Raw genomic sequence first — 20,475 nt, forward strand, 5'->3', positions numbered from 1 at the left:
TTTTTACTATTTATAAAAGTAATTATTATTTAGTAGCGAATTGAAATTAAAATCGAAAACTATTACTAAATGACTTATTTTCGTACAATTTTAAGTTATTATTAATTTTTATGGTAGTAAATTAAGTCAAAATTAATATTTTTTGTTGTAAAATAAAAAATATTATATATTTTTGTTTGAAAGTTTTAAAAAACACATGTCATGGAACAATCACATCAAGCACTTTCTTCAAAATTTGAAGCATTTATAGAAAAAGAAAATAAATATGGCGCTCATAATTATCATCCTTTACCGGTAGTTTTAGAAAAAGGGGAAGGCGTGTATGTTTGGGACGTAGACGGAAAGAAATATTTTGATTTCTTGTCGGCTTATTCGGCGGTAAATCAAGGACATTGCCATCCGAAAATTGTTGGTGCGATGGTGAAACAAGCGCAAACATTGACGTTGACTTCACGTGCTTTTTATAACGATCAGTTAGGACCTTATGAAGAATTTGTAACCAAATATTTTGGTTTCGATAAAGTCTTGCCAATGAATACGGGTGCTGAGGCTGTGGAAACAGCGTTGAAAATTTGTAGAAAATGGGCGTATGAAGTAAAGGGAATTCCTGAAAATCAAGCGCAAATAATTGTTTGTGAGGGCAATTTTCACGGAAGAACAACTACGATTATTTCGTTTTCGAATGATGAAAATGCACGTAAAAGTTTTGGACCTTTTACAGCAGGATTTATAAAAATACCATATGATGATATTGAAGCATTGGAAAACGCTTTAAAATCAACTAAAAATATAGCGGGTTTCCTGGTAGAACCTATTCAGGGAGAAGCTGGGGTGTATGTTCCTGCGGATGGCTATTTGGCAAAAGCCAAGGCGCTTTGTGAAGAACACAATGCTTTATTCATAGCGGATGAAGTGCAAACGGGAATTGCTCGTACCGGAAAATTATTAGCCGTTAATCATGAAGATGTTCATCCGGATATTTTAATTTTAGGGAAAGCTATTTCGGGTGGAGTTTATCCAGTTTCGGCAGTTTTCGCTGATGATGCGATTATGAACGTTATCAAACCAGGGCAACACGGTTCTACTTTTGGAGGAAATCCAGTTGCAGCGGCAGTTGCGATTGCAGCACTTGAAGTGGTTCGTGATGAAAATTTGGCGCAGAATGCGGCGCACTTAGGAGTTGTTTTAAGAACAGGACTTAACGAAATTGCTTCTAGAAATTCTCTAATTAAATCGGTTCGTGGTAAAGGACTGTTAAATGCAATTGTTATCGATTGTGATGAAGACTCTGATTTAGCGTGGGATATTTGTATGAAATTTAGCCAATACGGTTTATTGGCAAAGCCTACACATGGTAATAAAATTCGCTTAGCCCCGCCATTAGTGATTACCCAAACTCAAATTCACGAATGTCTTGAAATTATTGAAAAAGCATTAAACGATTTCAGATAATCTAATTGTAATGGAAAAAGCAATAAAGTTAATTAAAAACAGGTCTGATATTGGTGCAGGAACACGAGGCTCCGATTTAGGAATTGATGCTATCGAAATAGCCGCTATTAATAGAGATAGCGACTATTTTAATCAATTTGAGTTTGAAGATGTGAAAACGCATAACGAGTCTATTTATGATAAAAATCGGAGCACCTCTGCCAAAAGAATAGAACACGTTGTGGAGCAATGTACCAGAGTTTGTCATGCTGTAAAGAAAAATCTGGAACAAAATTATTTTCCGATTGTTTTATCAGGAGATCATTCCTCGGCATTGGGCACTATAAGTGGCATAAAAGCAGCTTATCAGGAACAGACATTAGGAGTAATTTGGATTGACGCCCATGCTGATTTGCATTCGCCTTATACTTCGCCTTCGGGAAATATTCATGGGATGCCATTATCGGCGGCTATTGCAGATGATAATTTAAGCTGTCAGAATAATGAGGTGCCTCTTGAAACACAGCAGCATTGGGAGGATATGAAAAATATAGGCTGTGACGGTGCTAAAGTGGTGGCCGAGGATGTTATCTATTTTGGTGTTCGCGATACCGAAGAAGCCGAAGATAAGCAGATTGAAAAGTTGCACATGAGGAATTATAAAGTTCATGAAGTACGTTACAGGGGACTGCAGACTTGTGTGGCTGAAGCTTTAAGTATATTATCAAATTGTGATATGATTTATGTTTCTTTTGATGTGGATTCCATGGATTGTGATATGATTTCTTATGGAACGGGAACTCCTGTTCCTAAAGGATTTGATCAATACGAAGTCATTGCGATTATTAATCAGATTATCGAAAGTAAGAAGGTGATTTGTCTGGAAGTTGTGGAAGTAAATCCACTTTTGGATATTAAAGGGAATAAAATGGCAGAAATAGCTTTCGAAGTTTTAGAGGCTGTTACCGCGACACTTATCTTGCCAATTGAATAGATGTCAATTTTACTAATTTTAATCGTGGGAGTATTGATTTATTTATAAAATGCAGATTTTTCTTGCAGAATGATCTTAAATTTTTTAATTAGTATATGAAATCCCAAAATTTAGATGAATTTTGGGATTTCTTTTTTACAGATTTTGCAGATTTGGTATTACTTTGTTCATTTTTTAATAAATAATAGGGCTTAAATCTTTCTATATTTATTTTGAATACAATTATAGTTAATTGTTGGTTCATCGTCACAGATTTACGTATATTTGCAATAAGTACTTTTACTTAGTTTTATTCAAAATTGTATGATACAAGTGGACCAAGCCTTATCGATTATTGCAGAAAATAGTTGCAAGATGCCAATCAGAAAAATTAAAGTGGCTAAATCACTTGGTTTTATTTTAGCTGAAGCAATATATTCGCCAATGGATATGCCGCCTTTCCGTCAGTCAGCGATGGATGGCTATGCTTTTATGCATAGTGAATTACAGCAGTTTAACGTGGTGAGTACTTCACAAGCTGGTGATTTTTCGAATAAAAAAATAAAGAAAGAGCAAGCGATTCGAATATTCACGGGAGCATATGTTCCGGATAATTTGGATACGGTTGTGATGCAGGAACATACCACGGTTAAAAATAAAACGGTTGAAATTGTTAAGATGCCTGCCCGTTTTGCCAATGTGAGAAACAAAGGCGAGCAAATTAAAGAAAATGAACTCGTACTCGAAAATAATACGGTGATTACTCCTGCAGCTATTGGTTTTTTAGCATGTTTGGGAATCACGGAAATCACGGTTTATGCCAAGCCAAGAGTAGCTATCGTAGTTACCGGTAATGAATTGGTAAAAGTGGGTAAAAAATTGCCTGAAGGAAAAATTTACGAAAGCAATTCCATTATGCTTGAATCTGCTTTGCAAGGAATCGGGATTAAGAAAATTGAAACATTTAGGGTAAAGGATAAATTAAAAGCCACAAAAAGAGTTTTAAAAAGCTGTCTTTCTGCTTTTGATGTTGTTCTTGTTTCTGGCGGAATTTCAGTTGGGGATTATGATTTTGTGAAAGAAGCGCTTTTATCTAATGGAGTTGAAGAGTTATTCTATAAAATCAATCAGAAGCCAGGAAAGCCACTTTTCTTTGGAAAAAAAGACAAAACGATAGTTTTTGCTTTACCCGGAAATCCAGCTTCGACATTGACAAGTTTTTATGTGTATGTTTATCCAGCCCTAAAAATAGGTATGGCTTTTGATGCAATTCATTTGCCGAAAATTAAAAGAAAAATCAACACTGAATTTGAAAATATATCAGGAAAATCCTTATTTTTAAAAGGGTTTTATGATGACGAAAAAGTTATGGTTTTGGAGAGTCAAAGTTCAGCAATGTTAAATACTTTTGCAGTAGCGAATGCTTTAATTTATTTGCCTTATGATGTGGCTAATATTGAAAAAGATCAGGAAGTGACGGTTATACCACTTAATTAATAGATTTCAGATGTCAATAGTAAATGATGATTTTTTGATTTTATTCGGCGTATTACTAACGGTGGTCGCTTTTTTGTACTCCAGCGTAGGACATGGCGGCGCTTCGGGGTATCTAGCGTTGATGGCTATTTTTGCATTCCCTGTTTCGGTGATGAAACCTTCGGCATTGTTGCTTAATTTGTTTGTTTCAGCGATTTCTTTTTTCTTTTACTACAAAAAAGATTTCTTCAGACCCAAATTATTTTATCCTTTTGCGATAACCTCAGTACCAGCAGCTTTTATTGGAGGAATGATTCCGTTGGAAAATAGCTTTTATAAAATATTGTTAGGAATAGTATTGATTCTGGCGGCGTTGCGATTGTTCGGGTTCTTTAATTCTAAAGAAAAAGAACTTACTGATATAAATATTCCCCTAGCGATGGGAATTGGTTTTGGAATTGGTTTATTATCTGGAATGTTAGGTATCGGCGGCGGTGTTATCCTGAGTCCGATTATTTTATTATTGGGTTGGGCAAGGTTAAAAGAAACAGCAGCGATTTCAAGTCTATTTATTCTGGTGAATTCAATTGCGGGACTTTCGGGCTATTTTATGGGGGATAAAACCTTTCCGATGGAAAGTGTTTATTTAGTTCCGATAGCTGTTTTTGGAGGGATGTTAGGTGCGTATTTCGGCAGTGGCTATTTTTCTAATAAGGTTCTGAAATATGTGTTAGCAACAGTAATCCTGATGGCGAGTGTAAAATTGATTGTCTAAGCCAATAAATGTAAAAATATGCAAGTATCGATTCTTTGTGGAGGAAAAAGCAGCCGAATGCAATCGGAGAAGGGATTGGTGTTGTACCAAAACAAACCTTTTATTGAGCATATTATTGAAGCAGTTTTGCCAATTTCGCAGAACATTCAATTGGTTACCAATACAAGCCATTATGATTATTTAGCATACAGGAAAATAAAAGATATAGTAGTTGATAAAGGACCTTTGGGTGGAATATATACAGCGCTGGTTCATTCGCAAACTGAGATGAATTTGATATTGAGTTGTGATATTCCTTTAATTTCTACTCAAATGTTAGAAGAATTGGTTGAAAAACATACGTCACATTTTGATGTTTCTGTTTTTGAAGATAAGGAACGAATTCATCCTTTGATAGGGATTTATTCGAAAAATAGTTTGCCTGTTTTAAAAAAGGCTGTTGAAGCTTCTGATTTAAAAATGATGCGCTTCATTTTAAGTGTAAAACATCAATTGATTCCGATTACGGATGCCAAAAGAGGGTTGTTTAAAAATATAAATTCTGTTGCCGAGTTAAACGAATTGAATACCAATTTATCCTAGTTAAAATGAAAAATTCAAATACACCAAAATTGACAATCGTCGGAGCAGGTCCCGGAGATGTAGAGTTAATTACTTTAAAAGCAATCAAAGCGCTGGAAAGTGCTGACGTTGTTTTGTATGATGCACTTGTAAATGAAGAGTTGTTGCAGTACGCGACGAAGGCAGAAATCATTTTTGTTGGAAAGCGTTTTGGTTGTCACGCCTACAGTCAAGATCAGATTAATGAATTGATTGTGTCGATGGCAAAGCGTTGTGGTCATGTCGTTCGATTGAAAGGAGGCGACCCATTTGTTTTTGGAAGAGGAAGCGAAGAGATAGAATATGCTCAAAAATTTGATTTGGAAATCGCTATTGTTCCGGGAATTTCATCTGCTTTAGGAGTACCGGCTTCTAACGGAATCAGTTTGACACAAAGAAGAGTTGCTGAAAGTTTTTGGGTAATTACAGGAACTACTTCAGATCATAAATTGTCTAAAGATGTCGCTTTGGCATCTCAGTCATCTGCAACGGTGGTTATTTTGATGGGAATGAATAAACTGGACGAAATTATTTCGATATATCAGAACAACAGAACTGATGATTTGCCGGTTGCTATCATTCAAAATGGAACAAAAGACACGGAGAATAAAGTAGTTGGAACCATTAGTTCTATCACGAAATTAGTGGAAGAGAAACAACTTTCATCTCCGGCAATTATTGTAATTGGTGAAGTGGTGCGAAATGCTTCAAAATTAACGACTTATTTTCGAGAGGGATTCTCAGAAGAGGAGTTCATTTTTCAAAATTTAAATTTAACAGCATGATTGCAATAAAATATTTTGGCGCCATCGCCGAGAAAACTAACAGTCAAGGAGAAGAAATTTCTTTTTCTGATTTACCTTTACATGAATTATTGGCATCATTAGAACAAAAATACCAATTGGGTCAACTTTCTTTTAGTGTTGCTATCAATCAAAAAATAATACAGGATACCGCAAATTATATTCTGAAAAGCAATGATATTGTTGCTTTATTACCTCCATTTGCAGGAGGATAGAGATTTTGATTGCTGATCAACGATTAAAAAGAACACAGCATCACTACTAAATTTTTTAATTTTTGTTTGCTGTTTTAAACCTAGATTTATGGAAACAACACGATACAACCGACAAATTATACTTCCTGAAGTAGGTATTATTGGACAGCAAAAATTGCAGCAAGCCAAAGTCCTGATCATTGGTGCAGGAGGATTGGGTGTCGCTGTTTTACCTTATTTGGCTGCAGCCGGAATAGGAGAAATTGGCATTATTGACGATGACAGAATTGAAGTGACCAATTTGCAACGCCAAGTGATTTACAAAAGCAGTTCGGTGGGCAAAAGTAAAGTTCTTGAGGCAAAAGAAATGGTTCTGGCATTGAATCCTTCGATAAAAATTAACGCTATCACCGAAAAATTAAATTCAAAAAATGCAATTAGTTTATTCGAGCACTATGATATTATGGTCGATGCCACGGATAATCTGAATACCAAATATTTGATTAATGATGCGTGTTGTGTAACCAATAAGCCATTTGTTTACGGTTCTATATATAAATTTGAAGGACAGGTTTCTGTTTTCAATTATGAAGATGGACCTACATACCGCTGTTTATTTCCTGAGGAAGCCAGCGAGGTGAGAAACTGTAATGATGCTGGTGTTATGGGGATATCGGTTGGGATTATCGGTATGTTTCAAGCGAATGAAGTGTTGAAAATGGTTTTGGGAGCAGGAGAGTTGTTGTCGGGTAAATTACTAGTGTATAATATGTTGAATAACGAGCAACAGAAGTTTGAGTTTTCAAAAACAGTTGTGACTACTTGGGACGCAGTAGCTTTCGAGAATAAACATACCGTAGTTGAAACTTCAACCATTGAAATTCTTGCTTCTCTTGCATTGGAACAAATAAATAATTCAGCAGTTGTTTTTCTTGATGTTCGAAATTTAGATGAATATCCAAAAATAACAATCGAGAACGGAATTCAAATTCCCTTAGACCGTTTAGAAGCAGCCTTGCATAAACTAGATGCCAATGGATTGCTATTTGTTTTTTGCCAGTCAGGAATTAGAAGTAAAAGAGCGGTTGAAATCCTTAGAAATAACAATTTTAAGAATGTTAAAAGTATCGTTGGTGGTGCAAATGAATTGGATAAAATACTACATAAAGGAACTATTTCTGTTTTCTAAAATATAAAAATAATTATCATGAGTAAGAAAACTGTTTTCATTCAGGGACCAATTTCTTCGGATTTTATAGGGCAGTCGATTGCCAAACACCAATCGAAAAAGACTATTGGTGCGCACAATATTTTTTTGGGTCAAGTGAGAGCCGATGAAATTGATGGTAAAACGGTAGCTGCAATTGATTACACAGCTTATGAAGAAATGGCGGACGAAGCGCTGAATGCTATTAGAGAGAAAGCTTTTGCACAATTCGATTTGATTTGCATGCACATTTATCACAGTTTGGGAGTGGTTAAAGCAGGAGAAATCTGTTTGTTTGTCTTTGTTTCTGCAACCAGAAGAAAGCAAGTGTATGACGCCACGGAAGCGATAGTGAATTGGATTAAAACAGATGTGCCAATTTTTGGTAAAGAAATATTTGAAAACAGTACTTTTACCTGGAAGAAAAACACGTTATAAATGGTTGATATCACACATAAAATAAGTACGCTCCGAACAGCAACGGCAAAGGCAACAGTAATTGTTAGTCTTCAGGAAACAATTGCTGCCGTTGTGAATAATCTGGTTCCAAAAGGAAACGTACTGGAAATGGCAAAAACAGCAGGTTTATTTGCAGTGAAAAACACACATTTATCCATTCCGGATTGCCATCCTATTCCAATTGAATTTACATCGGTGGAGTATGAAATCAACGAATTAAGTATCGATATTATTTTTAAAGTTAAAACGGTTTATAAAACCGGAGTTGAGGTAGAGGCAATGCATGGTGCTTCGATCGTGGCGCTGACGATGTATGATATGCTTAAACCAATTGATAAAAACATAGAAATTTCCACGATTAAGTTAATCAGTAAAGAAGGTGGAAAATCGTCTTTCAAAAATAGATTTCCATCGGTAATTAAGGCAGCGGTTTTTGTTTGTTCAGATTCCATTTTTGCAGGAGATAAACAAGATCGATCCGGTAAAATAATTGTCGAAAAATTAGAAGTTTGCGGAGTTGAAACTACGCATTACGAAATTATCCCTGATGAAATTGATATGATTCAGGAGCGAACTAAAGCGTACGCAAAAGAAAATCAACTAATCATTTTTACTGGAGGCACAGGGCTTTCCCCAAGAGATGTTACACCCCAAGCTTTGGAACCGCTATTAGAAAGCAGAATTCCTGGAATTGAGGAAGCAATACGGAGTTATGGACAACAACGCATGCCGTACTCCATGCTTTCCAGAACAGTTGCAGGAACTTTAGGGAATTCATTGGTATTGGCCTTGCCAGGTTCAACCAATGGAGCAAAGGAATCTATGGATGCCATATTTCCTCATGTGCTTCATGTTTTTCATATTTTAAAAGGTAATAATCATGATACCAAATAATGCTGTTTTAACGGATGATTTTGGACGTAAACATAACTATTTGCGTATTTCTCTAATTGAGAAATGCAATTTGCGTTGTACCTATTGCATGCCAGCTGATGGAATTGTATTAAGTCCAAAGGCGAGTTTGATGACCGCAGACGAAATTCACGCCATCGCCCAAACCTTCGTGAATAATGGTGTTGATAAAATAAGACTTACCGGGGGAGAACCTTTATTAAGAAAAGATTTTCCTGAAATTATAGCCAGACTTGCTTCGCTCCAAACGGAGATCTCCATTACTACAAACGGAATTCTGATCAAGAGGCATATTGCGGTCTTAAAGGAGTTTAACGTTAAAAAAATCAACCTGAGTTTAGATACTTTGGTTGCTTCAAAATTTAATTCTATTACACTGAGAGACCAATTTCAGAGCGTTATTGATAATTTACACCTGTTACTGAGTAATGATTTCAAAGTCAAAGTAAATGTGGTTTTAATTAAAGGATTCAACGATGATGAAATACTGGATTTTATTAAACTAACTCAATTTTTACCGATTTCGATTCGATTTATAGAATTCATGCCTTTTGCAGGAAATGACTGGGATCGAAGCCGAATGGTTTCTCAAAATGAAATTCTGGAACAGGTAAAAAATCATTTTCCAGCATCGGATTTAAAGAAATTGGAAGACGATAAAAACTTTACTGCAAGAGAATTCAAAATAAAAAACTACCTGGGTAGCTTTGGGATAATAAGTTCTATAACCAATCCTTTTTGTGATGGCTGTAATAGAATTCGATTGACTGCTAATGGAAAAATAAAAAACTGTCTGTTCTCCAACTCCGAAACAGATTTGTTGACGCCTTTCAGAAACGGTGAAGCAATAGAAGATCTCATCAGTTTTGCCATTAAAAATAAGAAGAAAGTAAGAGCAGGAATGAATACTATTGAAGATGTAAACAATCCCACTTTGAATCAGGATAACCGAAGCATGATTGCTATTGGCGGTTAATTTTCTATGTATTTTGTATAAACAAAACAATACTACTCTAATTAAGATCTTTATTCCTAATAGCCAGATCAAGTCCTTACGATGCTATCTGGAAAACTTCACTTCATCTTTTTTTTAAGCATTTAAAAATAAATTTGGAAGTGAAAATAGTATTTTTTACATTTACATAATCGATTATGTAATTAACTATATAAAAATAAAAGATGATATTCGAAAAAACAGGAAAAATGGCATTGGGCAGTCGGTTGCGATTATTGACTGCAAAAGTAACTGAGGACGCAGCACAAATTTATGCGCTATACAAGGTGGAATTTTCTCCAAAATGGTTTCCAGTGTTCTTTGTCCTTTCAGAAGAAGGCGAAAAGACCATTACCGAAATCGCTAACGAAATTGGGCATTCCCAACCATCGGTGACTAAAATAGTTCAGGAGATGAAAGTAGCCGGGTTGGTAGAGGAGAACCTTCAGTCTAAGGATAAACGCAGGAATATCGTTGGATTAACCCAAAAGGGAGTATTGCTGTCGGAACAAATCAGAGTGCAATGCACAGACGTTGATGCTGCCATTGCAGGAATTATAGAGGAAGCTACCTATAACCTTTGGGAAGCGATTGCAGAGTGGGAATTTCTGCTGGAACAAAAGTCTTTGTTCAGAAGAGTACAAGAGCAAAAGAAAGTACGAGAAAGTAAAGACGTCCAGATTGTGGAATACGAATCCCAGTATCAGTCTGCCTTTAAAGCACTCAATGAAGAATGGATTTCTACTTATTTTGAAATGGAAGAAGCCGATTATAAAGCATTGGACAATCCAAAAGAATACATTCTGGACAAAGGAGGGAAGATATTTGTTGCACTACACAATAATGAACCCCTTGGCGTTTGCGCACTGATTAAAATGAACGACTCCAGCTATGATTTTGAAATGGCAAAGATGGCGGTTTCTCCAAATGCACAGGGGAAAAACATCGGATGGTTGCTTGGTCAGGCCGTAGTTGATGCCGCAAAGGAATTGGGTGCTTACAAATTATACCTGGAAAGCAATACCATTCTTAAACCCGCTATCAATCTATATCAGAAATTAGGTTTCCGGAAAATTGCCGGACAAGCCACACCTTACAAACGCTGTAACATTCAAATGGAATTAGACTTAAAATAATTAACTTTAAAAAATATGAAAAATATAGTTAAAAAAGAGAATGCTATTTCAAAACAATTTTTGGGAGTTGATTTTGTTGTTCTTTCCATTGGTAAAGATTCGATGGTAACAAAAATGCTGTATAAATCGACTGATTTTGTTCCTTTCCATAAACACCCTAATGAACAAAGCGGTTATGTTATTTCCGGGAAATACAAATTGAAATTTGCTGGGGAAGAATTTTTATTATGCGAAGGAGATACCTATTCCATTCCTGCCAATAGCGAGCATTCCATTGAAATTATTGAAGCAGGTCAGGTAGTTGACGTTTTTACACCCATCCGTGAGGATTATTTATAAAGAATTATTTTATACTAGCCAACAGTCCGATAACCCAACGGTACGTTATACGTGCAAATATATCCGGCTGGTAGAAACAAAAAAAGTAGATTTCTTGGAAAATATAAGAGGTGCTCCGGAACGGACCACCTCTTACTATGATATACAAGGTGTTGTTAGGTCAAGTCGAAGCGATCAAGATTCATTACCTTGTTCCAGGCAGCCACAAAGTCTTTAACGAACTTCTCTTGAGAATCATCACATCCATATACTTCAGCGATAGCTCTAAGCTCTGAGTTCGAACCGAAGATAAGATCGACACGACTACCCGTCCATTTCAATTCGCCTGTTGCACGGTCACGGCCTTCAAATTCTTCTTGAGAATCTAAAGCTGCTTTCCAAGTCGTACCTAAATCAAGTAGGTTCACAAAGAAATAGTTAGTAAGAACCTCAGGACGCTTCGTGAAAACACCGTTTTGAGACTGATCAAAGCCTGTGTTAAGGACACGCAAGCCACCCACAAGAACGGTCATCTCTGGCGCTGTCAGCGTCAATAATTGTGCCCTGTCCACTAACATTTCCTCCGTGGACACAGTGTATTTTGTCTTTACATAGTTACGGAAACCGTCTGCTTCAGGTTCCAGGACAGCAAATGATTCCACATCCGTTTGTTCTTGTGAAGCATCAGCTCTTCCCGGTGTAAATGGAACTTTTACAGTATGACCCGCATTTTCAGCAGCTTTCTCAATTGCTGCACATCCGGCAAGAACGATCAGGTCGGCCAGTGAAACCTGCTTACCGTCAAACTGAGCGCTGTTGAATGCTGTTTGAATCCCTTCAAGAGTGCTAAGTACCCTTTCCAGTTGAGCTGGATTGTTAACTTTCCAGTCTTTCTGCGGTGCAAGACGAATACGAGCACCGTTTGCGCCACCGCGTTTATCGGAGCCACGAAACGTTGATGCTGAAGCCCAGGCGGTAGCTACCAGTTCGGATACTGTTAATCCTGAATCCAGTATTTTAACTTTCAGCGCAGCAATATCATTATCGTCAATTAGTTTGTGTGTTACACTTGGGATAGGGTCCTGCCAGATCAGTTGTTCCTGAGGTACTTCTGGACCAAGATAGCGTGCAATCGGGCCCATGTCACGGTGTGTTAACTTGAACCATGCACGACTGAAGGCATCTGCAAACTCCTGCGGATTCTGGTGGAAATGTCTTGAAATGGGTTCATAAATAGGATCCACTCTCAAGGCGAGGTCAGCGGTAAGCATTGTTGGTGCGTGACGCTTTGAAGGATTATGGGCATCCGGCACTGTACCGGCACCTGCACCAGCCTTCGGTTTCCATTGATGCGCTCCAGCTGGACTTTTGGCTAACTCCCATTCGAAACCGAACAGGTTTTCGAAGTAGTTGTTACTCCACTTCGTAGGAGTAGTAGTCCACGCTCCTTCAAGGCCACTGGTAATAGTATCTTCTCCATTTCCGGTGCCAAATGTATTTTTCCAGCCACAACCCTGCTCCTCCATGGGCGCAGCTCCAGGTTCTGGACCAACATACGTACTTGGGTCGGCAGCACCATGGGTTTTTCCGAAGGTGTGACCACCAGCGATAAGCGCGACAGTTTCCTCGTCATTCATTGCCATTCGGGCAAAAGTCTCGCGAATGTCACGGGCTGATGCAAGTGGATCAGGATTTCCGTTTGGACCTTCCGGATTCACGTAGATAAGTCCCATCTGAACGGCAGCAAGAGGATTTTCCAGATCACGATCACCCGAATAGCGATTGTCGTCCAGCCACTTTCCTTCAGAACCCCAATAGATGTCTTCTGCAGGCTCCCAAACATCGGCACGTCCGCCAGCAAAACCGAAGGTCTTGAATCCCATTGATTCAAGGGCACAGTTTCCAGTGAGGATCATCAGGTCAGCCCATGAAATTTTCTTACCATATTTCTGTTTGATTGGCCATAGTAGTAGACGAGCCTTATCGAGGTTTGCATTGTCAGGCCAACTGTTAAGTGGCGCAAATCGCTGTGTGCCGAAACCCGCACCGCCACGGCCATCGGCGATACGGTACGTACCTGCGCTATGCCATGCCATACGAATAAAGAACGGTCCATAGTGACCGTAATCTGCTGGCCACCATTCTTGAGATGCGGTCATCAGATCGAAGATGTCTTTCTTCACGGCCTCCAGATTGAGGCTATTGAACGCTTCGGCATAGTTGAATTCCGCTCCCATTGGATTGGATAGGGGCGAGTTTTGGCGAAGTATATTTAATTTTAATTGATTAGGCCACCAGTCACTGTTTCTTGTACCAGCGCCAGCGCTTTTCTTTTGTGCTGCTCCTGAGAACGGGCACATACTTGCGTCACCAGGTAATGTGTTCAGATTATTGTTGTTTTCCATAATAGGGCTGATTTTTGTTTTATAAACTTTCAATGCTAATTTAGCAATTTTTATTTATGAAAATTATTTTTTCAATAGATAAAAATTATAGCTATTATTAAAGTCAGTTATGCAATCAACTTATGGAAAAATGATTAAATAGTGCAGGGGAATCGGAGTTTTTGGAAATCGCCCAGGGGGAAGTACTCCTACAAACGCAAGAATCATTGAAATACCTGATTGATCCGGAATAAAAGCAAAAATATTACTTTCTATTGCAGTTTTGTAATCACTTTTCAGCAAAGCTAAAAATGATAGCGTTTTAGGTAGTAGTTAATTAGTGTAACTCCACCTTAACATTATACAGGTTTAGACTTAAAATATTTTCAATAGAACCAAAAGTAGAAATGCTCTTTTGATATTCTCTTTCTTTTTTTAAATCAATTTGTTTTACACAGTTCTGGAAACGGCTTACTTCTTTTAGGTTTGTAAGAATTAAACCGGGAACGGGTGCATTTTTTCCATCTTTGTCTTTGGAAACCATTGTGAAATAAGAAGAATTGCAATGTTTTACGACTCCTGTCTGAATATTTTCGGCTTCTACACGAATACCAATAATCATGGAACTGGTTCCCACGTAATTTACACTTGCTTTCATAGTTACCAATTCGCCCACCTCAATAGGCTTTAAGAAATTCACTGTATCTACAGAAGCGGTTACACAATAATTTCCGGAAAACTTTGAAGCGCAGGCAAAAGCAATCTGGTCCAGTAATGACAAAATATAACCTCCATGTATTTTGCCACTAAAATTAGTATGTGAAGGTAACATTAATTCAGAAATGGTTATGTGAGATGAGCTTACTGTTTTGAAAGTATTATTCATATGTCGATTTTTGTTATTTTTAAAAGGACTGTTTTCTCTTTTGAACTGATGTTATACAGAGTCCAGTTTTTCTCCTTTCAATACTATGAAATTTATTTTTGGAGATTCACATAAAGAGCAGCAATAGTCCTCGGGTAAATCTTTAAATAAAACCCCTTTTTCAATGCCTTGAATAGTATCACCGTATTCTGAATTGTATAAAGTCAGGCATTCCGGACATTGGTGAATGTCTTGTTCTTTTTTCTCTTTTTTTGTGGCCGTTGTATTTACTTCAATAATTAGATTTCCCAGTTCTTCAAAATATTTTCTGCTCAGTTCAATCAAGATGGTTGGCAATTCCAGTTTGTCTACATCTTGTGCGTGAACAATATATTCTTTAGTATTTGGGTCAAAATTTTTGGCATACAAAACATTATAGGTATCCCTAATTTTGATGGATTCTAAGTCTTTTGGTAATTCATTTTTTTCGACCACAATCGAAGTGAAATAATGGCCTTCACGATTGTATTCGGATATACCAAAGGTAAGTCCGTACGTACTTATGTCAAACTGATCCAGCGTTCGAACCAGGAAAGTTTTAAGATTTAAAGCCCATTCCATGGCAACAGGCAAATGCCAGTTTAGTTCCAATAAAGAGTGGCGAACATTAATTCCTTTTTTACCTAAGAATTTTTCCCAATCTAATTTTCGCTCCTTTGGAATCCCTTTTACGATAAAAGACTTCCAGGGGGTGATGCATATTTTACCAATTTTGCAATCAAAACATAAATCGCACATTTCTTTTAAAAAGTCTAAATCGTATAGGTTGTTTCTCCAGTACAATCCCAACCAATATTGATCAATTCCCAATCGATTCATTCCTTCATAATAAGGAAAAGGATAGAAAGGAATGTTCAACGGTTTGTCAATAGTTCTATTATTGGTGTCTACAGCATCGCTGACCAATTGAAAAATCATTTCAACAGAATCCGGTTCTTCTTCGAGTATTTTTTCAATAGCATAATATACTTCGGCGATATTCCAACTATAAATCAGGACGGGATACATTTCCATTTTATCCCATTTTGGCAAACGGATGTATAAAAACCAATAGTCTTCATGGTCCGAAGCAATAAAGTTGATATGACCCGTAAACAAAGGAACTAACTGTTGTTTTGGATCGGTGATGTTTACTTTTAGCGTTGGTTGTTCTTTAAATTGCTCTAAAATATATAAAAACTTATTTCCCGTAAGCCAGGGAGTATTTCTAAAAATATCTGTCGATACGTAGGAAGAGACGATGTTGTTTCCGCTTTTTTCATTGGGATAAACAAAATAATTCTTACCTGTTTTTTCCCTTTCGATAGGGCTAAAACCTTTAGGAAATATAATGTCTTGTCGAGAACCAAAGGAGATGGCATCCAATCCTTGTTCTAAAGCCATATTTACAATTACTCGTAATTCACCTGGTGAAATTACGCCTCCTTTTACTATTAGTCTTGTCAATTCCATATTCTTTTAGTTTTTAGTGCCAACTATTATTTACACTTTGATAAGATTTCTTTTACTTCGGTTTTGCAACTTCCACAACCTAATCCAGCACCGGTGGTTCGGCATAATTCAGTGAAATTAGTAACGCCTCCTTTTATGGCTTCTTCAATATTTCCGCTTCCTACCTGGCTGCAAGAGCAAACTAATTTGCCTATTACTGGTTTAGTATTCGAACTTCCTCTAAGTAGCGTATTTCTTTTATCAGATAATTCGATTTTGCTTTCAATCATGGTTTTAAATTCGGCAAACTCATTTTTATCACCCATCAAAATAGCGCCCACCAGCAAGTCGTTTTTGACGATACACTTTTTATAGTATCTTTTTCCTAAATCAGCAAACACAATTTCTTCGTACGAATCATCGTTGTCCGGAATTTCTATTTCGCCAATACTACATAAATTGATGTCTTCAAGTTTCAGGATATTCATCAAAACGGAACCTTTATAAAAACTGCTGATATCGCCAGCCATAAAATTCGCTAATACGTCAGCTTGTTCTTCAGCTGCTGAAGTAATTCCGAATAGCTGATTATTGAATTCCGCTATTTCACCAATGGCAAATACATTTGGATTCGATGATTGTAAATACTGGTTTACTTTTACACCACGTCCGCAGGATATTCCTGATTCTTTGGCTAATTCTATATTAGGAATAGTACCAATGGTATAGACGATGGCATTGGCAGTTATAATTCGACCACTTTTTAGGGCAATTTCGATTTCGTTTGGATTGTCTGTTTCGAATACGGTACTGACTTCATTATCAAAATAAATTTGGATGTCACGAAGTTGTACTTCTTCAGCAAGTAATTTGCTGGAAATTCGGTCTAATTGACGTTCCATTAATCGGGAAGCCCTTTGGATTATCGTGATTTTTACTTTTTTATGTTTTAAAGCAGCAGCCAATTCTAATCCTAATAATCCACCACCTACGATTACCACATGTTGCTCTTCCGGAACTAATTTAGTATTATCCAAGTAGTTTTTTAATCGGTCCGCATCTTCTTTTTTTCTGATTGTGAATCGTCCTGGTAAGTGCAATTGTGCATTTTCAGGAACAAAAGGTCGGCTTCCTGTTGCTAAAATTAAAGAATCAAAAGAATGGGTGATGCCATTACTATCGAGAATTATATTTTCTTTAGTATTGATGTTGTCGATTGAAACGCCCGATTTCATAGTAATGTTTAGCTTACTTAAGGCTTCGTCTTTTATTTTTAAAAGTTGTTCCCAGCTTAGTTCCGCAGTTACGTATTCAGGCAATAGAACCCTGTTGTAAAATGGATTTTCTTCGTTCGAAAAAACAATGATTTCATCAGAAGTATTGATTTCTCTGTAGTTCTGAATGAATCGGAAAGCGGCCGCTCCAGCGCCCACAACAGCGATTTTTTCGAAAGGTTTTACATATTTAGTAACAGACACGGTTGTGAATTTGAAATCTGGCTCTTTCGAAATAGGATCTACAAGGGTATTGGTCAAATTATTTGTTCTGTTCAAATCATTTTCAAGCTGTTTCCCCCAGTGCATCGGCAAGAAAACAACGCCTTCTCTAATGGTATCAGCAACTTTTGCTTTTACACGAACAGTTCCGTTTTTACTGGTTACTACAACAATATCTCCGTTATGTATTGAAGCTTTGTAGGCGTCAATGGGATTTATTTCAAGTACAGGGCTCGGAATATGCGTCATCAATCGGGACACTTTGCCGGTTTTAGTCATTGTATGCCATTGGTCTCGTATGCGACCTGTGGTAAGAATATACGGAAAGGTAGTATTAGGTTGTTCCGAAGTGTTTTCAATAGCCGTTGGGATATTAAAAATTGCTTTTTGGGATGGCGTATAGAATTTTTTATCGGTAAATAAACGTGGGGTTCCGGGATGTCCATAGTCAGGAACAGGCCATTGGAAAGTACCTTCGTTTTTTAGACGATTGTAATTTAAAAAGGAGATATCTATATTGGTGTTTTTTGTCATTAGACAATGCTCTTTATAGATATCTTCGGTACTATTAAAATTAAAACCTGTGAAATTCATTTTTTTAGCAAAACGAGTCAGAATTTCAACATCCGAAAGGGCTTCTCCCGGTGCATTGATACCTTTTGGCAAATAAGAAATTCGTCTTTCAGAATTGGTCATGGTTCCTTCTTTCTCCAGCCAACCTGCTGCCGGTAATAATAAATCGGCAAATTTTGATGTGTCAGCATTATGAGAAATGTCTTGCACCACAACAAATTTGGCATTCGCCAGCGCTTTTTCCACTCTGCGAGAGTCTGGCAAACTTACCAGCGGATTAGTACATATAACCCAAATCGCTTTCATTTTTCCAGATTCCAAAGCTTCAAACATTTCGGTAGCCGTCAGTCCCGGTTTTTCAGATATATCTTGAACTCCCCAAAAATCAGCTACCTCTTTACGATGTACGGGATTGTTTAATTCTTTATGTACGGCCAGTAAATTAGCCATTCCGCCTACTTCACGACCACCCATAGCATTAGGCTGTCCGGTCAGGGAAAAAGGTCCAGAACCTGGTTTTCCTATTTGTCCCGTTAACAAAGAAAGGTTAAGTAAAGCCGTGTTTTTGTCTACTCCAATAGCACTTTGATTGAGTCCCATTGCCCATAGTGAAAGAAATCCTTTGGCTTTACCAATGATGTCAGCCGCTAATTTGATGTCATTTAAAGGAACACCGCAAAGTTTAGATGCCTTTTCTAGGGAACTAGAAAGTACAAGGTCTTTGTATAATTTAAAATTTTCTGTATGGTTTTTAATAAAATCATTGTCGGCATATCCTTTTTCGATTAGTCTTTTTGCTAAAGCATGATATAAAATAATGTCAGTGCCCGGGATGATTTGTAAATGCAAATCCGCTGCCAAAGCCGAATCTGTTTTTCGAGGATCAATTACAATGATTTTTGTTTTCGGATTTTTTTCTTTGTGTTGTTCAATTCTTCTAAAAAGAATAGGATGGCACCAGGCAGGGTTAGCTCCTGTTATTAAAAAAGTATCTGCCAGTTCAATATCGTCGTAAGCAATAGGCACAGAATCTTCACCAAATGTTTTTTTGTAACCTGCCACCGCTGAACTCATGCACAAGCGGGAGTTAGTGTCGATATTATTGGTTTTAAGGAATCCTTTTACCAGTTTGTTAACTAAGTAATATTCTTCGGTAAGACATTGTCCAGAAATATAAAATCCAACACTGTCAGGACCGTGTTTCTTTATTATAGAGGAAAAAACTGCTGCTGCGCGATCCAAAGCGGTATCCCAGCTCACTCTTTCCATAGGATGTGATTTACTCCAGCGCATTTCCGGATAGAGAATTCTGTCAGAAGTATCATTAACTACATAATGAAGGTTCATTCCTTTAGAACAAAGCATCCCTTTATTTACCGGGTGATCTTTATCTCCGGTAACGGATACTCCATTTTTAGAGTCAGTGGTTACTATAATTCCGCATCCTACTCCACAATAGGAACACGTGGTTTTGATTTCTGAATTTTGCATTATTGAATTTCTTTATTAATAATGAAAGCTTAGTATATTGATCTGTTTGTATCTTACGAAAGTGTAAAAATAAGTATTTTTACGTATTAATACGTATTAAATGAATTTTATTTTATAATTTTGGTTAAAATAAATATTTAGTACCAAATCATTTTGTGAACGATTTTAAATTTTACCCATGAAAGAAGAATTTGCCACTTGCAGTACCTGTATAAATGAAAATTGTTTTATAAAAAAACACATTCATTTAGAACAAATGAAAAATTACATTGATAGAAAGCGCAGTTTTACTTGTAAAAAAGCGCAACAGTTTGTCATTGAGGGTGCACCAATTCAGGGTTTGTACTTTATTTACAAAGGAAAAGTAAAGACGGTAAAAACAGGAATTAATGGAAGAGAACAGATCGTACGATTAACCAAAGATGGTGATACGGTTGGTTTTAGAGGTTTTGGTACCAGTAAACGCTATCTTATTGGGGCTTATGCGCTGGAAGACACTACGTTGTGTAATTTTAGTAATGAAGATATGCTGGAAATACTTCATAATGTTCCCGAATTTACCTTTGATTTAATGTTGTTTTATGCGGAAGAACTCAATAAGAGTGAGAATAATATTCGCAAAATTGCGCAAATGAATGTCCGAGAAAGAGTAATTGATACCTTATTATATATACATCGAAAATTTGGACAAGTGAATGGTGTGATAGAGCTTGATTTGTCCAGAAAAGAAATTGCCGATTTTGCTGGAACCACTGATGAGCAAGTGATACGGGTGATTTCAAGTTTAAAAAAAGAATCACTTATTAAAACTGTCGGTAAAAAAATAGGGTTAGTTAATGCCGATAAATTAAGATCAGAAATTAAAGAGCATAAATAGTTGCTGCAATAATTTCCATT

At 37.0% G+C, this 20,475-nt stretch carries 18 protein-coding genes; 14 read left to right on the plus strand and 4 right to left on the minus strand.

What is annotated here, in order from left to right; all coding sequences use genetic code 11:
- Positions 1-201: 201 nt before the first annotated feature.
- The 13 genes from rocD to ACNQGN_RS01035 all read left to right on the plus strand — a co-directional run bounded on the left by rocD (position 202) and on the right by ACNQGN_RS01035 (position 11,299).
- Entirely contained in the window at positions 202-1,452 is a 1,251-nt protein-coding gene (rocD, locus tag ACNQGN_RS00975; protein ID WP_417986006.1) for an ornithine--oxo-acid transaminase, read from the plus strand.
- A 10-nt stretch (positions 1,453-1,462) separates the two neighbouring features.
- On the plus strand, positions 1,463-2,425 hold the full coding sequence (locus ACNQGN_RS00980; protein ID WP_417986007.1) for an arginase: 963 nt from the start codon (positions 1,463-1,465) through the stop codon (positions 2,423-2,425).
- A gap of 303 nt (positions 2,426-2,728) precedes the next feature.
- Entirely contained in the window at positions 2,729-3,901 is a 1,173-nt protein-coding gene (locus ACNQGN_RS00985; RefSeq protein ID WP_417986008.1) for a molybdopterin molybdotransferase MoeA, read from the plus strand.
- 10 nt (positions 3,902-3,911) lie between these two features.
- On the plus strand, positions 3,912-4,655 hold the full coding sequence (locus ACNQGN_RS00990; RefSeq protein WP_417986009.1) for a sulfite exporter TauE/SafE family protein: 744 nt from the start codon (positions 3,912-3,914) through the stop codon (positions 4,653-4,655).
- Positions 4,656-4,673: 18 nt separating this feature from the next.
- Positions 4,674-5,237, plus strand: a complete 564-nt coding sequence (locus tag ACNQGN_RS00995) for a molybdenum cofactor guanylyltransferase (protein WP_417986010.1) — start codon at positions 4,674-4,676, stop codon at positions 5,235-5,237.
- Between the two features lie 5 nt (positions 5,238-5,242).
- The gene (cobA, locus tag ACNQGN_RS01000; protein ID WP_417986011.1) at positions 5,243-6,040 is read left to right on the plus strand and encodes a uroporphyrinogen-III C-methyltransferase; all 798 of its coding nucleotides are present in this window, start codon (positions 5,243-5,245) and stop codon (positions 6,038-6,040) included.
- On the plus strand, positions 6,037-6,273 hold the full coding sequence (locus ACNQGN_RS01005) for a MoaD/ThiS family protein (RefSeq protein ID WP_417986012.1): 237 nt from the start codon (positions 6,037-6,039) through the stop codon (positions 6,271-6,273). Before cobA ends, ACNQGN_RS01005 begins: the two co-directional genes overlap by 4 nt.
- An 88-nt stretch (positions 6,274-6,361) precedes the next feature.
- On the plus strand, positions 6,362-7,441 hold the full coding sequence (moeB, locus tag ACNQGN_RS01010; protein ID WP_417986013.1) for a molybdopterin-synthase adenylyltransferase MoeB: 1,080 nt from the start codon (positions 6,362-6,364) through the stop codon (positions 7,439-7,441).
- An 18-nt stretch (positions 7,442-7,459) separates the two neighbouring features.
- Positions 7,460-7,897 carry a molybdenum cofactor biosynthesis protein MoaE gene (locus ACNQGN_RS01015; protein ID WP_417986014.1) on the plus strand — a complete coding sequence of 146 codons (438 nt, stop codon included), beginning with the start codon at positions 7,460-7,462 and terminating at the stop codon, positions 7,895-7,897.
- Positions 7,898-8,812, plus strand: a complete 915-nt coding sequence (gene moaCB / locus ACNQGN_RS01020; RefSeq protein ID WP_417986015.1) for a bifunctional molybdenum cofactor biosynthesis protein MoaC/MoaB — start codon at positions 7,898-7,900, stop codon at positions 8,810-8,812. It begins immediately after the preceding gene.
- Positions 8,799-9,806, plus strand: a complete 1,008-nt coding sequence (moaA, locus tag ACNQGN_RS01025) for a GTP 3',8-cyclase MoaA (protein ID WP_417986016.1) — start codon at positions 8,799-8,801, stop codon at positions 9,804-9,806. Before moaCB ends, moaA begins: the two co-directional genes overlap by 14 nt.
- Positions 9,807-10,009: 203 nt before the next feature.
- Entirely contained in the window at positions 10,010-10,960 is a 951-nt protein-coding gene (locus ACNQGN_RS01030; RefSeq protein ID WP_417986017.1) for a bifunctional helix-turn-helix transcriptional regulator/GNAT family N-acetyltransferase, read from the plus strand.
- A 15-nt stretch (positions 10,961-10,975) separates the two neighbouring features.
- Positions 10,976-11,299: a cupin domain-containing protein gene (locus ACNQGN_RS01035; protein ID WP_417986018.1), complete on the plus strand. Its 324-nt coding sequence runs from the start codon at positions 10,976-10,978 to the stop codon at positions 11,297-11,299.
- Positions 11,300-11,454: 155 nt separating this feature from the next.
- Here the strand turns inward: ACNQGN_RS01035 and katG are convergent, their stop codons facing one another.
- The 4 genes from katG to ACNQGN_RS01055 form a co-directional block, all read right to left on the minus strand.
- Positions 11,455-13,683, minus strand: coding sequence for a catalase/peroxidase HPI (gene katG, locus ACNQGN_RS01040; protein ID WP_417986019.1), 2,229 nt, complete (start codon positions 13,681-13,683; stop codon positions 11,455-11,457).
- Between the two features lie 316 nt (positions 13,684-13,999).
- Entirely contained in the window at positions 14,000-14,548 is a 549-nt protein-coding gene (locus ACNQGN_RS01045) for an acyl-CoA thioesterase (protein WP_417986020.1), read from the minus strand.
- A gap of 51 nt (positions 14,549-14,599) precedes the next feature.
- The gene (locus ACNQGN_RS01050) at positions 14,600-16,039 is read right to left on the minus strand and encodes a rubredoxin (RefSeq protein WP_417986021.1); all 1,440 of its coding nucleotides are present in this window, start codon (positions 16,037-16,039) and stop codon (positions 14,600-14,602) included.
- A gap of 26 nt (positions 16,040-16,065) precedes the next feature.
- Complete coding sequence (locus ACNQGN_RS01055) at positions 16,066-19,578, minus strand: molybdopterin-dependent oxidoreductase (protein ID WP_417986022.1); 3,513 nt, start codon at positions 19,576-19,578, stop codon at positions 16,066-16,068.
- A gap of 178 nt (positions 19,579-19,756) precedes the next feature.
- On the opposite strand from ACNQGN_RS01055, the gene ACNQGN_RS01060 reads away from it, so the two are divergent.
- Entirely contained in the window at positions 19,757-20,455 is a 699-nt protein-coding gene (locus ACNQGN_RS01060) for a Crp/Fnr family transcriptional regulator (protein ID WP_417986023.1), read from the plus strand.
- Positions 20,456-20,475 lie beyond the last annotated feature (20 nt).

Origin of the sequence: Flavobacterium rhamnosi (assembly GCF_048286515.1) — a bacterium.
Classification (GTDB): Bacteria; Bacteroidota; Bacteroidia; order Flavobacteriales; family Flavobacteriaceae; genus Flavobacterium.

Excerpts from the sequence above, each read along its gene's own strand:
- ACNQGN_RS01055 (WP_417986022.1), bottom strand. The coding sequence starts at position 19,578 with ATGCAAAATTCAGAAATCAAAACCACGTGTTCCTATTGTGGAGTAGGA.
- moaA (WP_417986016.1), top strand. The coding sequence starts at position 8,799 with ATGATACCAAATAATGCTGTTTTAACGGATGATTTTGGACGTAAACAT.
- cobA (WP_417986011.1), top strand. The coding sequence starts at position 5,243 with ATGAAAAATTCAAATACACCAAAATTGACAATCGTCGGAGCAGGTCCC.
- ACNQGN_RS01050 (WP_417986021.1), bottom strand. The coding sequence starts at position 16,039 with ATGGAATTGACAAGACTAATAGTAAAAGGAGGCGTAATTTCACCAGGT.
- ACNQGN_RS01005 (WP_417986012.1), top strand. The coding sequence starts at position 6,037 with ATGATTGCAATAAAATATTTTGGCGCCATCGCCGAGAAAACTAACAGT.
- rocD (WP_417986006.1), top strand. The coding sequence starts at position 202 with ATGGAACAATCACATCAAGCACTTTCTTCAAAATTTGAAGCATTTATA.
- ACNQGN_RS00980 (WP_417986007.1), top strand. The coding sequence starts at position 1,463 with ATGGAAAAAGCAATAAAGTTAATTAAAAACAGGTCTGATATTGGTGCA.
- ACNQGN_RS01060 (WP_417986023.1), top strand. The coding sequence starts at position 19,757 with ATGAAAGAAGAATTTGCCACTTGCAGTACCTGTATAAATGAAAATTGT.
- ACNQGN_RS00995 (WP_417986010.1), top strand. The coding sequence starts at position 4,674 with ATGCAAGTATCGATTCTTTGTGGAGGAAAAAGCAGCCGAATGCAATCG.
- ACNQGN_RS00990 (WP_417986009.1), top strand. The coding sequence starts at position 3,912 with ATGTCAATAGTAAATGATGATTTTTTGATTTTATTCGGCGTATTACTA.
- moaCB (WP_417986015.1), top strand. The coding sequence starts at position 7,898 with ATGGTTGATATCACACATAAAATAAGTACGCTCCGAACAGCAACGGCA.
- ACNQGN_RS00985 (WP_417986008.1), top strand. The coding sequence starts at position 2,729 with ATGATACAAGTGGACCAAGCCTTATCGATTATTGCAGAAAATAGTTGC.
- ACNQGN_RS01045 (WP_417986020.1), bottom strand. The coding sequence starts at position 14,548 with ATGAATAATACTTTCAAAACAGTAAGCTCATCTCACATAACCATTTCT.
- katG (WP_417986019.1), bottom strand. The coding sequence starts at position 13,683 with ATGGAAAACAACAATAATCTGAACACATTACCTGGTGACGCAAGTATG.
- ACNQGN_RS01035 (WP_417986018.1), top strand. The coding sequence starts at position 10,976 with ATGAAAAATATAGTTAAAAAAGAGAATGCTATTTCAAAACAATTTTTG.
- moeB (WP_417986013.1), top strand. The coding sequence starts at position 6,362 with ATGGAAACAACACGATACAACCGACAAATTATACTTCCTGAAGTAGGT.
- ACNQGN_RS01015 (WP_417986014.1), top strand. The coding sequence starts at position 7,460 with ATGAGTAAGAAAACTGTTTTCATTCAGGGACCAATTTCTTCGGATTTT.
- ACNQGN_RS01030 (WP_417986017.1), top strand. The coding sequence starts at position 10,010 with ATGATATTCGAAAAAACAGGAAAAATGGCATTGGGCAGTCGGTTGCGA.